Here is a 13,622-nt window from a genome sequence, read left to right as displayed (position 1 = left end):
TAAACCCTCAACCAATGGTCAGGTTATGGCCAAAAGGTTGGGGGTTCATTGTTGAACAGGATAGAAGGATTGTTCTCCGTTTATAACATTTTCCATAGCTCAGGGGCGATTAATCGAGGGAAAACATCCAGCGGAGGTTTCTCTTTCTTTCGTTTGTCATTGGTTAACACGGTAACGAGCTCTAGCTCAGGGACAATATATACATACTGACCACCAAATCCTCGTGCGTAATAATAATGGAGATTGGGTTGGTCGTCTTCAGCAGCAATACCTTCGGAGTCAGACCTTTCGTTCGGATAGACATCCACCCACCAATGCCAAGCATAGCTGCCGTGATTCGGTGGAGTGACTGTAATAAAAGGCTGCGTCGAACGAGATACGAGATCACTTGAAATGAGAGACTCACCCTCCCACATACCTTGCTGTAGAAACAGCTGACCGAATTTGAGCAGATCTACGGGTAACATCTTAAGACCGAATCCGCCTGTATGAACACCTTGAGGGTCACTTTCCCATTCGTAATGCTTAATTCCGAGCGGGTCAAAAAGATAACGCTCTGCGAACTCGGCTACGTTCATACCTGCATTTTGCATCAGGATGGCGGATAGGATCTGTGATACTCCTGAGTTGTACTCCATATATGTACCCGGTACATGGCTTAAGCGTTGTTCCAACGCAAAATCCACCCAATGATCGGTGCGGGTCATGCGAGGGAATGAATTCTGCCCGCCGAACTCGTCCCAGTTGAATCCGGCTGTCATCGTGAGCAGTTGTTCCAGTGTGATCGCTGGTTTGCGCGGGTCAGGATCGGATGTCAACTGTGGGAAAAAAGTAGAGATTGGGGCTGATGCCTCTGGCAACAAGCCTTTATCCATCGCTATACAGATGAGGGCGGATAGCACACTCTTGGTACATGAATTGATTTTTGCAATATCAGTCGCAGCCTCGTGGTTGCGGTAGTGTTCGTACATAATCTCACCGCGTATGCTGACGAGGCAGCTTCGCAGATCCAGTTGCGGAACGATCTGTTGTAATTTGGGTGACAGTGATGAAGGATTCATAGTGTCCTTTCTGTACGGTTGATTTGTTATAGGATTTTGTAGAAATAGGTGTCCATTATCTTAGCATACTCCCGAGGTAGGGCTCAACAAGCGCTACATTATTATGTCAAAGCAAGCATGCAAAATGCGATATCCTATGAAAGCTATAAGAATCACATGCGAATATCGCATAAATTCCCAGCATTGTCTGTCAATCTTATATAATTGTCATGAGAAGAGTACCAGACATGTATAAGAGAAAGGGGTCTGTGATGTGGGAAATATAATAGAAGAATTATATTATGGTAACCTGAGACCAGAGGAGAATATTGTTCCTCAAGATTCGGAGTATCGATCTATTAATAAGGAGATTACAGCTTATATCGAAAAATTTCAGGAAAAGCTTTCGGAGGATGACTTTAAACAGTTGGAGGTATTGTTTGATATGATGGATCAAGTTCACTCTATTCATTCAAAAGAGGCTTTTGCCAGTGGTTTCAAAATTGGGACGTTGATTATGATCGAGAGTGGATACTCAAGCTAATATTCTGGTTTTTCACAAATTGTGGTTATATAGCTAACCTCTTTCCTATGAACATATGGAAGAGGTTTTTACCATTATGAACATGCCAATATAGGAAAAATATCATATGAAAAATGAACTATGTTAGTGCGTATTAAGGTTAGAAATGGTAAAATATCAATGCCTAGACATGGAATAAGTAGATTAAAGACAATTAAATATAGGAAATAGTGTAGAATCAGTGTTTTAGCAAAAAAACTTTATAGTAAATTATAGTAATCTAATACTGAATTGAGGAATTGAACATGGCGATTATTGACGTAATTAAGTATGATGGCTCACCTGATGTGTTTGCTTGGAAACATCCCGAGACTGAACTGGGAACATGGACTCAGTTAATTGTGAATCAATCTCAACAAGCAATTCTTTTCAAGGATGGAAGAGCGCTTGATATGTTTGGACCCGGAAGGCATACGCTGAGTACTGCAAATATCCCAATCTTGAACCGTCTCGTTAACCTTCCGTTCGGAGGAAAGTCACCTTTTGCAGCAGAAGTATGGTATGTCAATCAAGTGAGCGCATTGGACGTTAAATGGGGAACGGCGAATCCGATTCAGATCCAGGATCCCAAGTATAATATTATTGTTCCCGTAAGAACATTTGGACAAATGGGAATTAAAATTTCGGATTCACGAAAATTTTTGGTCAAGCTTGTGGGAACACTGCCTGAGTTTAACCAAGCTAATATGATTAATTACTTCCGTGGGTTGATTATCATGAATATTAACTCCATGTTGTCATCATATCTAATACATAGAAAAGTAAGTGTTTTGGAGATCAATGCATATATCGCCGAGATATCACGACATTTTGCAGATACGGTAGCTTCTACTTTTGAAGAATTTGGTATTGAGTTAATCAACCTGTATATTCACAATGTCAATCTGCCCGAAGAAGACCCTTCCGTCATTCGATTAAGAGAAGCGTTGGCACGCAAAGCTGAGATGGATATCATTGGCTACACATATCAGCAAGAACGTTCGTTTGATACGCTTGAAGGTGCAGCGAAGAATGAAGGAAGCATGCAGTCAGACATCATGGGCGCAGGACTTGGTATGGGCATGGGGGTTGGTCTGGGTGGTTCTTTCAGTGGCGAGATGTCCCAGATGTCTAAAGTGATGTCTACGAAGGAAACGCCTGCAGTAAGTATATGTAAGCAGTGCCATCATCCGAATCAGGAGAACAGCTCTTTTTGCAGCAAATGTGGCAATTCATTAGCCGAAAAATCGGTAGCAACAACAGATTGCAACAATTGTGGACATGCCTTGCCAAAGGGAACCAAATTCTGTCCTAACTGTGGTGACAAATACCATGCATGTCCTTCATGTGGGGCGGATAATGCGGAGAACGCATTGGAATGTATCCAATGTCATCAACCGATGCCCAGCCCATGCCCAAATTGTAACCATATGAATTCCGGTCATACAAAATTCTGTGGCAACTGTGGCACAAGTTTAAGCTTGAAATGTAGTCGGTGCCAACATGAAGTAAAACCCGGCCAGAAGTTCTGTCTCGATTGCGGAAACAATCTGCAAGAAGGAGGACAGGCATAGTGATGGTAAAACGGAGCAATCTCTTGATTTTGGATGTCGTCTATTTAATATGCATGTTAGTATCATCAATCGTTTCTTTTACGCTGTTTAATCATGCGCTTCTGTCGTTTTCTTTTTGGATGAATCTCGTTGCTTCTTATGTAGCGATTACGGCTATTTGGATCTACGCGCGGTTCATCATGCAAAATATGGATCGGTTTAAACGGTTTGTTCCAGGTTACACAGCTTTAGGTGTAGTATTAGGTATTTATCTGATTTGTGTGATGATCTACACGTTGTTAACAGGTTCAGCAGATCATGCGCTTCGCTGGTTCGTATTGTTACACACGTTAACGATTGCGATCGCAATTATTTTGTGCGGAATCATTATGATCTATATTCAGAGTGCGCGCCGTCATGAAATAGATGAACATACAAAAATCGCAAACTTACAATTAATCGAAAAAGCCTTACAGCAATTGCTTCATACCATGGTGCAACAACCCGTCCTAACTGTGGAAGAGGAGCGCAAAACCGTTCAGTCATTAATTGAACTTGTAAAGTATAGTGACCCAATCACTCCGGATTCCCTTGAGAAAAATGACCGCCAGATCTTGCTGGACATTGAATTGATGAACAGTGAGCTTGCAAATCAGTACGAAGCAGGGGAATTGGTAAATAGTGAACGTTTTGCTTCGCAACTATCCCAGTTAAAGTTCCGTTTGAAAGAGCGCAATCAACAGATCATGACAAGCAAATCATAAATTGCAGGAGGAAACGCGGTGAAAAGATTTTTTGGAATTATATTCATTATCCTTTCGTCTCTGACGATCTTGTTATCTTTAATATTAATATCCGAGGGAACAGAAACAGCCATTATCAGTACGATAATTCTTTTTATCCCTGGGGTTATCGTACTTGTTACGGGCATTAAAATGTGTGGTCGACCTAAATCTCGTTCTAACACTGATCAATACCATCACAATTCTAATGATAATCAATATTACGAAGATCAGCATCGTGTGAAATATGACGAGGCACCTCAAGAAACTGTAGCCGTGAATTGTTCAGGGTGTGGAGCCAAGGTAAGGGTATATCCTACTTTGTCTGCGGATTGTGAGTATTGCGGAACGACAATGAGGATCTCTTAGTCGTAGCTAACATAAATAGACTTTAACAGTTTTAGCGGACGGATACTTGTAGTGTGTCGGTTAGGCGTAGAGTTTGTTTGGGAGGAATCAAATTGAGGAAGTTTTTCGGGCTCATTTTTATGGTGTATGCAATTGGCACACCCATTGCTTTTTTCAATGCAGACAATCACAAAAGTGGGGATCTATTTGGCATAATTGGAGTTATTATTATTGAATTTTTATTTTTGTTTTTTGGTATTAAATTGCTTAGGAAAAAACGTGTTAAGAAAAAGCGTGGCCCTGAACGAAAGTTTTATGGGGGAGACTATGGAGGTCATCTTGATCGCGAAAATGCGAATCCGCATACTTATTCAAGTTACAATAGCAACACCGTGAGTTACAGTAGTCATAATACAATTAACTATACAGAGATCAATTTTTCAGATAAGGAAAACACTGAAGAGAAAGCCGATGAAAAAGTTGAAGAGCCACAAAGGCCTGTTTCAGTGAGTTGCCCGGGGTGTGGGGCGAAGGCAAAAGTGCTTCCTAAGCAATCAACGGACTGCGAGTATTGCGGAACAACAGTTGTAACAAATTAGAACGGTTCAGAATAGATACGTGAAGGGTTAAGCCTGATTCCTATGGAGTCAGGCTTTTAATCTCCTCAATTTAGAATCTCTAAAAGACCCTCAAACGATCAAGTCGTCATATAATTCCACGTGAGTTGCCTTAATGTAGTCCCTTTAATGAAACGTTTCGAATTCAAATTTATAATTAAGCCACATTATATTCAGTATCTGTAAGCGTTTTATTTTATTGTTTACGGAGATGGGAAATTTATGATAACATATACACGAAACGTTTCGAATCCATTTGAAGGGAGAAAATCATGAAAAAAGTAAAACAATTCAGCTTCATTTTAACTTTTTGTCTGTTAGCTAATCTAGCTTTAACTCCTATGGCTTCAGCAGGTGACTCAAGCAATTTAATTGGATTCCGAGCAGAATTGAAAGCGATTGCATATAAAACCTATACGTTTTTTGAGGACTATACGGATCAGAATACCGGCTTGACTTACGATGAAGTACGGCACACTGAAAACGGGATAGAAGAAGCTAAACGTACCTCGCCCACAAACATCGCAATGTATATGATGAGTACCGTTTCAGCGCAACAATTGGGCATTATTTCAAAGAAAGAAGCTGTACATCGCCTGCAAACAACTATAAATTCCCTCGAAAAGTTAGAAAAGTGGAACGGCCTATTTTATAACTGGTATAACACAGTTGACGGTTCGGTGAAGAAAGATTGGGGGCAATTTATTTCCCAAGTCGATAATGGCTGGTTATCCGCTGGTTTAATTGTTGTTGGGCAAGCCTATGAAGAACTTCATGGGGAAACAAGCAAGTTGGTTACAAATATGAATTATACTCCGCTATATGATCCTGAAGTCGGCCAATTCCGCGGCGGTTATGATGTGGCTAAAGGCGCGCTGACGGACCACCATTATGGGATGTTTTATACGGAACCACGTGTAGGCAGCTATATTGCCATTGGGAAAGGTGACGTTCCCCAAGATCATTGGTGGAAGATGTATCGCACATTACCTCAAGAATGGGATTGGCAAGCTCAGATTCCTCAAGGCAAATCCGTTAAGTACGATGGAGTGGATGTGTTTGAAGGAAGTTATGTATACAAGGATAAAAAGTTCGTACCAAGCTGGGGAGGTAGTATGTTTGAAGCTCTTATGCCCGGTATGGTCATAAAGGAAAAAGACCTGGGTACTCAAGCTTTGGGATTGAACAATCAGCGTCATGTCGAATTGCAGATCGAATACGCCAAAGAAAAAGGGTATTCCGCATGGGGCTTCTCACCTTCTGCCACTCCGGCAGGTTACAGTGAGTTTGCAGCAACGCCGTTAGGTACCTCAGGTTACAAAGATGGAGCAACGGTAACAGCACACGCAACATTCCTTGCTCTGGATTATGCCCCTGAAGCAGTTCGAAAGAACATTAAAGCTTTAAAGAACTTCAAAATGTTTGGCGAATATGGCTTCTATGACTCAGTCAATGTTGAAACGGGAGAACTTGCAAAAGCTTATCTGGCACTGGATCAAGGGATGATTATGGTGTCGATCGCCAACTATCTTCAAGATGGCGTTATCCGCGATTATTTTCACAGTGATGTGATAGGGCAGACGCCAGAAGAATTATTGAAAAAAGAAGTGTTTTCCATTCAATGAAGGGCTGCTTTAGATTAGAGCAAGATCACTAACGAAATGGGACGAAGATTAAAAGATGGGCGGAACGAAGCAGGGTATCAGCATGCTTCGTTCCGTTTTTGCGTTTACCATTGATAATGAAGTCGCAGATGGATTAGATTATGGAATTTATCCGGAAAAAGACAAGGCATTTACAATGGCGATTTTAAGACTTACGTTGTGGGGCATAAGCGCAAAGAAAGACGCGTACGCCTTCAGTGATGATATGTTTAGTTTGGTCCTCATCTAATGTCCCGATTTTTCCCGGTTGATTGAATACCAATAAAAACGTTAATGCAGCGAAGTGCTTTGCAGCCATTTTAGGATCAATCACATGGAGCAGTCCGTTTTGTCCAAACGCTGTAAACCTCCTGATAATCCCCTCTTCAGTTGCGTTATCGAGCCTTTCAAAAAACGAGTCTGGCAGGTTGGCAGCTTCCACCATAACCAGACGGATCAAAGCCTTGTAATCTGCCGAACCGTTTGCAGAAGCTACGATTTGCTCACAAAATAAGATGAGCGCCTGCTCAAGATCTTCGAATTTCCAGAGGTGGTCTGATATCCCTTGCTCAATCATGACCAGAACCGCCGAACTGGATTCTTCCACAACGGCAAGTAGTAGATTCTGTTTGTCGCCATAATAATCATAAACTGTCCGTTTGGAAACTCCCGCTTTAGTTGCGACCGCATCGACGCTGGAACGATCAAACCCGTCTGAAAGAAACAGCTCTCGTGCCGCCGTAATTATTTTAGCTCGTTTGTCTGAAGAGCCTTTGCGGATTTTCTTGTTTTCCGTATGATCCATTCTTACGTTTCCCCCCTTATATGTATATTTAAGAAATGGATTAGAGTCCTGCTTTACAAACTATACTGTACGGTGTAGTGTAACAAATGTAGCGTATCAAATCAATGCTCAAGGAGGTTTTTGTCCATGAATACCATACCGTCTGTTGTTGATGTTCTTATCGTCGGGGCCGGACCCACAGGGCTTACACTTGCCTGCGACCTTGCCCGTCGAAACGTCAACCATCGTATTATTGAACGAAGCACCGTGTATAACGTTGCATCTCGCGCCAAAGGAATCCAGCCTCGCTCGCTTGAAGTCATCGATGATTTGGAAGCCGTTCACTACATTGTTGATACAGGTGTTGTGGACTTGCCTGTTCGTTATTATACCGCAGATGGCAGAAGTGTGGACAAGCCGAGTATTACCGTTGCAGCCAGCGCCGAACTTGAGACACCCTATCGTGATCCGGTCTGGATTGCTCAATTTGATGTGGAAAAAGCGTTGCGCGACCGATATGCAGTATTTGGCGGTCAAGTTGAGTTGGGCATGGAAGCTGTAGGACTTGTTCAGGATGTGGATGGTGTATCGATAACCGTGAAAACACCACAAGGAGAAGAGCAAATTCGTGCTCGTTATGTAGTCGGCGCTGACGGGGGCAAAAGCAATATCCGCAAATTTATTCACTTACCGCTGGTTGGGGAAACACATGATCATGAGCGATGGTATCTTGGCGATGTACGATTGGAAGGGTTAGATCGTGACCATATCCATATCTGGACTTCTTCGGAGGGGATGGTCGGGGTGACGCCGCTGCCAAAAACCGATATTTGGCAACTGCAGGCTACAATTCCGGCAGACATCGATGAACCAGAGCAGCCGTCGCTAGAGGCGTATCAAGCCATGTTTGACCGTCGCGCCGGGTCCGGACGTGTTCGGCTTACGGATGCTTCTTGGTTGTCCATCTACCGGGTCAACGTTCGTATGGTTGAATGTTACCGAAACAACCGGGTTTTCCTTGCCGGTGATGCGGCTCATGTTCATTCGCCGGCCGGCGGTCAAGGCATGAATACGGGAATACAGGACGCATACAACCTCGGCTGGAAGCTGGCGGCTGTCATACGCGGAGCGGACACCGCCTTACTTGACACGTACGATGAAGAGCGCCGCCCAGTGGCTCAAGCCGTGCTCAAAGACAGCACAAAGAAAATGGGAGGCGTCATAGGAACGGCGACAGAAGGCGGAGGGTTGTCCCAATCCTTGAGCACCATATCCGACGATCTGACGAGCGGGCTTCTCATTTCCTATCGTTCAAGTTCGCTTACCCGTCCGTCTGCTCGAACAAATGCTACCCGTTTACTTCCTGGAGATCGTGCTCCTAATGCTACGGGACTGCAAGGCGCCGGGTTTGCAGGAAGTGTCTTTGACCTCTTGCGCGGCCCACACTGGACGCTTTTGGCTTTTGCAAACTACATTGATCCTTCTCTGAAGAACTTCAGCAACGATGCACTCCATTTGCATTATATCCTTCCATTTAAGGTGGAGGGGGCGGAAGGCATAATAGACACTGCAGGGAATGCCTATCGAGTTTACGATGTCGCAAGTAAAGAACTTGTATTGATTCGTCCTGACGGTTACATCGCCCTGCGCACCTCCATTGATGATACCGCATCGATCCTGAATTACTTGAATTTGTGTGGCTTATCATAGGATCGAGCGACCCAAGGTTCTGCCCGAGTCACGTCGTCTTTTTGAAAATAGAGTGCAAGAAATTCTATTCATGCAAAAAAAAGGTCTTGCCATTTTCATAACAGGACCCTTTTTGCGTAAACTAAAAATCCCTCAAACGATCAAATACCTCATATAATTCCTCGTGATTAACCTTAACCAAATCATCTTGACGCAGTTCCAAATGCTCCTGTAATTGATCCAGCAACTCCGTTAGAACAACATAAATCTCTTCCCGCTCAACAGTTTCAATAAAGCCGGTCTTGGCATCCATCTTGTTGAAGGTCTGTGTGTAGTTCTCAACCATGGAGACGAGTTGTTTGTGCATAGCTTCCTGATTGTTAAAATCTTGACTTAACTGACGTATTTCCTTCAAACACTGCTTGTACAATTGAGCTGCTTTTTTTGCGTGAGCTGCCTTGATGTGGTCCCGCCCATCCCAATCCCGAAACGGATTGTTCAGGTTCTCCGCAAGCCATTCCGGTTTGCGTGCTTTGGTGATGTCAATATCAAGTCCGGCGGCAGCGAATTTTTTATATCTTGTTTTGATCGATTTGGCTGCATCGGCAGGCAGGCTGGTTAGCCACAGCGTAGCCAATTTTGGAAGTTGCTCTGGACCAGGGAATTCTTCACCATTGAAGCCGAACAGGTCATATGTAGTGAAGGTTTGCAAATTTGCCAAATGCTGAATCGACTCTATATGGGATACATTGCCGGGTTTACCCCACAATCGTAACTCTGAAAGCTCAGGATAATACTGCACAAGTGGCTCCAGATTGAGTTCCGTGATATCTCTGATATACAGAGCTTCAAGTCGTGAGATACCCGTAACCTGCGGCAGGTCCGATGGAACATTGAGAGTGATGCATTTACCGTCTTCATAAGCCGCGATACGCAGATCAGGAGACAGCTCACCTGTGAAATTCAGACTTTTCATCTTTGTGTTCAAAATTAACTCCTTCAACCCGCTGACATCCACAATAAGTTTGGTCAGGTGACTGTTGCTGATATCGAGCATCGTTTGACCATGATGTATGATATGAAGTTCATTAATGAACGGGTTGTCCTCTATAAATGGAAAGATTGATTCCGTACATCCATCCATTTCAATATGTGTCAGACAAGGTAGCTTTGCGAGTTCGGCTACATCTTCCGCAGATGTAGGGCTGAAATCGCGGAGTGTACTCGTACTGCGCCGCATTACACGATCGCCAACCATCACTTCTTTGTCATCATCCGCAGCTTGTTTGAACTGCGCTCTTCGGATCGCATCGATACCTTCCCATTCACGCTGGAGATAGAGACTTTCTCCGATCGGCCAGCCTCCGCCATACGTATTTGTTTCCTCGGTGTAGAGAGGAGGGATATTGCCTGCAAGCACATACTGTGAAGGAACATTAGCACTCACGAAACTATGGGCAAGTCGATCATGCCAGAAATAGAAGTTACAGATCAACGGTTTCATCTGATGAAGCTGCATTTCATTAGGCAGTTGATCACCAGTCCAATCCAACTGAAGGACCGAGGCAAGCGTGTTGGAAGTTTTACCCTCCGTTTCGTTCAGTCCAGTTACCTGGCAGGCTGTATATTGTTGTAATTTTTCGACATACACGCAGTACACATCTCCAACATTGGGGATCATGTTATGCTCCTTTCGTTCTGCATCAATCGATGCTAAGCTACTTGTAAACCAAGTATTCTACAGAACTAATAATAGATGAATTATATCAAAGTCATTCAGAGACTACCATTTTGGGATAGAGCCGAATAGGCTTGAATACTTTTATAAAAAGGAACGATGTTAATGGATACAAGTATGAGCCGTAACAAAAAACTGGGTGAGTTTTTGAAATCACGGAGAAGCCGCATTCAACCGGAACAGGTTGGATTGTCAGGATCTTATGGACAGCGAAGAACACCCGGTCTACGGCGGGAAGAAGTAGCGGTATTGGCTGGTGTCAGTGCGACGTATTACACGTGGCTCGAACAGGGTAGGGAGTTGGCGGCTTCACGAGAAGTGATGCAGAGTATAGCGGATGCGCTCCGTTTAACCCTGGAAGAGAAGAGTCATTTGTTTGACTTATGGGACCCTAATACGGAACATGAATTCCTTGCTTCGTATTCGCAACTGGAGCCAGGGTGGCATAGTATTATTGGCCAGTTGACTCATCCTTCCTTTATTACCAATGAACGTTCTGAGGTACTTGCCTGGAATGAAGCTGCAGATACGAACCTTTTCAACTTCTCGTCGATGAATGTGAATGAGCGTTTAATGATGCGGATTTTATTTCTGGATACAGCGCTCAGGGAGCGTATGCACAACTGGGATGAATTCGCGCGGCACTCGGTAGCCGTATTCCGTACGTATTATGACAAGTATCCGAGTGACCCCGAATTTAGCAGAATCGTGAAACAATTGATTGACGAAAGTGTAGACTTCCGAACGATCTGGAACCTGCACCAAGTTGAGTTAAAACAAGTCAATTGTGTCCTGCTTGAAACGACGGATCGGGCAGATGGCGTTGTGCATGCATACGATATCTTTTCCATGAATAATCTGAACAGCCAATCAGGCATTCATTGTTGTATTTACGTTCCTGTTGCCATATAGAAAGTTAATCAAACTGGTAATTTCTTTACTAGCATAAACAGAGTGTGGTTGGGGTCTCGGGAGTGAAATAGAATGAACTCAAGTTCATACGTTTCTAGTTAACGTTTCTATTTCAAGATGAAAAGAGGGAGCCTCATGCTCAAAACAAGAACACTGGGAAATGATAAATTACGAATATCTGCGCTCGGCCTGGGTGTGATGATGATGCCGGATAATGACGAAGCGGTACATACCATTCAGGGTGCGCTGGATGCAGGAGTTACCATGTTTGATACGGCGGATCTATACGGAGAGTATGAAAAACAGCGATTTGGAGGGAATGAAAAACTGCTTGGACGCGCGCTTCAAGGTCGAAGATCCAAGGCAATCGTTGCCACCAAATTTGGTATAACACACACGCAGGGCCCCAAGGGAGATCCAGTCTACATCAAAAAATCAGTAGATGCGAGTCTTTACAACTTGGGAATGGATTATATCGATCTGTATTATCAACATCGTCCTGATCCGAATACACCCATTGAAGAGACGGTAGGCACACTTGCCGATCTGGTTCAACAGGGGAAGATTCGATATATTGGTCTGTCCGAAGCGCCAGTAGAGATCATTCGGCGTGCACATGCTGTTCATCCGATTACAGCGTTGCAGACCGAATATTCATTATGGAGTCGAGAGCTTGAGGATGAGATTATGCCTGTCCTGCATGAATTGAACATAGGCTTGGTTCCATACAGCCCATTGGGACGTGGTTTCCTGACAGGTCAGATCCGTTCTATAGACGATCTCCCGGAAGATGATTATCGTCGTCACTATCCGCGTTTCCAAGGTGAGAACTTTCAGAAAAATCTGGAGGTTGTTGGATTGATCCAAGAGATGGCTAAGCAAAAAGGATGCACGGTCTCTCAACTTGCTCTGGCCTGGTTACTTGGAAAGGGAGAACATATCGTTCCGATCCCGGGGACTCGCAACCTGGAAAGAGTTCACGAGAACTTAGGGGCGCTACAGGTTTCGCTTACGGATGATGAGATGAACCAGATAGATCACATATCTCCCCAAGGCATTGCAGCCGGAGGCAGATTCCCTGGTAAAGTCTAGTTTGTTTATACAAGATTCTAAGAAACCTAAAGTTCAGGATTAAAAACAATATATAACATGTGTCAACGGTATTATCTTTCTATTCTCCGGCATACAGTACAACAATGAGATGTATGCCCAAGGAGGAGAAATGATCGTATGATGAATCCGATTTTACAAGCCCCGAATGTTCCGCTGGCAGCCGATTCCAATGCGGTTGTCAATTATCAGAGGGATTCACGCAACTATGTAACCCAGTTGTTTGGAGAACAGCTGCCGACCATTGCAAATGGGTTCTTCAACGTGTACTTAAGCAAAGGAATCATTGTGCAGCCACACTGGCACACCAATGTCACGGAGATGGTTGTGGTCATCACCGGTGAAATTACAGCGTCAGTCTTTAATCCGTTTACGCGTGAACGATTGACATATCGTCTGAAACCAGGTCAGGTTGTTGTATTTCCGAAAGGCTGGTTTCACTGGTTTGTCGCTGAGACAGATGATGTATATGTCTTAACAATCTTTGATCAACCAACGCCTGATATTGTGTTTGGAGCGGATTTCTTGGCAGCTACACCGCCGGAGGTGGCTCACCGCGCGTACTGTTTGGATGAAGAGGCATATACGAGAGCTGTTGCTTCCATTAAAAATGATGCGATTCTTGGCCCTCCAATAGGGTGTGATACGCAGGTTTCTGATCAATCGACCTCACCTTCCAAGACGTCCGTGTCACCATCCAATAAGCTGAAATCTTAAGTCAAGATTCCTTATTCATTATCAAAGTACACAGCCTGTAACTGGAGAATAACAGTTGCAGGTTTTTTTTATGTGTCGATGTAATAATCGTAAGAAGTCACGGAGGGGGTTGGTATTATATTAGAGA

General features: G+C 43.8%; 12 protein-coding genes. 9 read left to right on the top strand and 3 right to left on the bottom strand.

Annotation, left to right across the window (positions count from 1 at the left end; genetic code table 11):
* Positions 1-80: 80 nt before the first annotated feature.
* Positions 81-1,061: a serine hydrolase gene (locus MHI55_RS19000; protein WP_076250073.1), complete on the bottom strand. Its 981-nt coding sequence runs from the start codon at positions 1,059-1,061 to the stop codon at positions 81-83.
* A gap of 253 nt (positions 1,062-1,314) precedes the next feature.
* Here MHI55_RS19000 and MHI55_RS18995 point away from each other — a divergent pair, with 253 nt between their 5' ends.
* The 5 genes from MHI55_RS18995 (at position 1,315) to MHI55_RS18975 (ending at position 6,527) form a co-directional block, all read left to right on the top strand.
* Positions 1,315-1,584: a DUF6809 family protein gene (locus MHI55_RS18995; RefSeq protein WP_211084768.1), complete on the top strand. Its 270-nt coding sequence runs from the start codon at positions 1,315-1,317 to the stop codon at positions 1,582-1,584.
* Positions 1,585-1,868: 284 nt separating this feature from the next.
* Positions 1,869-3,176, top strand: a complete 1,308-nt coding sequence (locus tag MHI55_RS18990) for an SPFH domain-containing protein (protein ID WP_047843479.1) — start codon at positions 1,869-1,871, stop codon at positions 3,174-3,176.
* Between the two features lie 53 nt (positions 3,177-3,229).
* Positions 3,230-3,919 carry a hypothetical protein gene (locus MHI55_RS18985; RefSeq protein WP_143781443.1) on the top strand — a complete coding sequence of 230 codons (690 nt, stop codon included), beginning with the start codon at positions 3,230-3,232 and terminating at the stop codon, positions 3,917-3,919.
* 506 nt (positions 3,920-4,425) lie between these two features.
* On the top strand, positions 4,426-4,884 hold the full coding sequence (locus MHI55_RS18980) for a hypothetical protein (protein WP_340386613.1): 459 nt from the start codon (positions 4,426-4,428) through the stop codon (positions 4,882-4,884).
* 290 nt (positions 4,885-5,174) lie between these two features.
* Positions 5,175-6,527, top strand: a complete 1,353-nt coding sequence (locus MHI55_RS18975; protein WP_340386612.1) for a glucoamylase family protein — start codon at positions 5,175-5,177, stop codon at positions 6,525-6,527.
* Positions 6,528-6,711: 184 nt separating this feature from the next.
* On the opposite strand, the gene MHI55_RS18970 is transcribed toward MHI55_RS18975, so the two are convergent.
* Entirely contained in the window at positions 6,712-7,350 is a 639-nt protein-coding gene (locus MHI55_RS18970; protein WP_340386610.1) for a TetR/AcrR family transcriptional regulator, read from the bottom strand.
* 126 nt (positions 7,351-7,476) lie between these two features.
* Here MHI55_RS18970 and MHI55_RS18965 point away from each other — a divergent pair, with 126 nt between their 5' ends.
* A complete protein-coding gene (locus MHI55_RS18965; protein ID WP_340386608.1) occupies positions 7,477-9,039 on the top strand; it encodes an FAD-dependent monooxygenase in 1,563 nt (520 codons plus the stop codon).
* 121 nt (positions 9,040-9,160) lie between these two features.
* On the opposite strand, the gene MHI55_RS18960 is transcribed toward MHI55_RS18965, so the two are convergent.
* On the bottom strand, positions 9,161-10,699 hold the full coding sequence (locus tag MHI55_RS18960) for a hypothetical protein (protein WP_340386606.1): 1,539 nt from the start codon (positions 10,697-10,699) through the stop codon (positions 9,161-9,163).
* Positions 10,700-10,861: 162 nt separating this feature from the next.
* Here MHI55_RS18960 and MHI55_RS18955 point away from each other — a divergent pair, with 162 nt between their 5' ends.
* From MHI55_RS18955 to MHI55_RS18945, 3 genes are all read left to right on the top strand, one after another.
* Complete coding sequence (locus MHI55_RS18955; protein WP_076250082.1) at positions 10,862-11,668, top strand: helix-turn-helix transcriptional regulator; 807 nt, start codon at positions 10,862-10,864, stop codon at positions 11,666-11,668.
* 135 nt (positions 11,669-11,803) lie between these two features.
* Positions 11,804-12,760, top strand: coding sequence for an aldo/keto reductase (locus MHI55_RS18950; RefSeq protein WP_340386604.1), 957 nt, complete (start codon positions 11,804-11,806; stop codon positions 12,758-12,760).
* Positions 12,761-12,898: 138 nt separating this feature from the next.
* On the top strand, positions 12,899-13,495 hold the full coding sequence (locus MHI55_RS18945; protein WP_076250084.1) for a cupin domain-containing protein: 597 nt from the start codon (positions 12,899-12,901) through the stop codon (positions 13,493-13,495).
* Positions 13,496-13,622: the final 127 nt, after the last annotated feature.

This window comes from Paenibacillus sp. FSL E2-0151, assembly GCF_037993015.1.
Classification (GTDB): Bacteria; Bacillota; Bacilli; order Paenibacillales; family Paenibacillaceae; genus Paenibacillus; species Paenibacillus amylolyticus.
The sequence above is the reverse complement of the archived record's forward strand: the minus strand, read 5'-3'. Positions and strand labels throughout refer to the sequence as shown.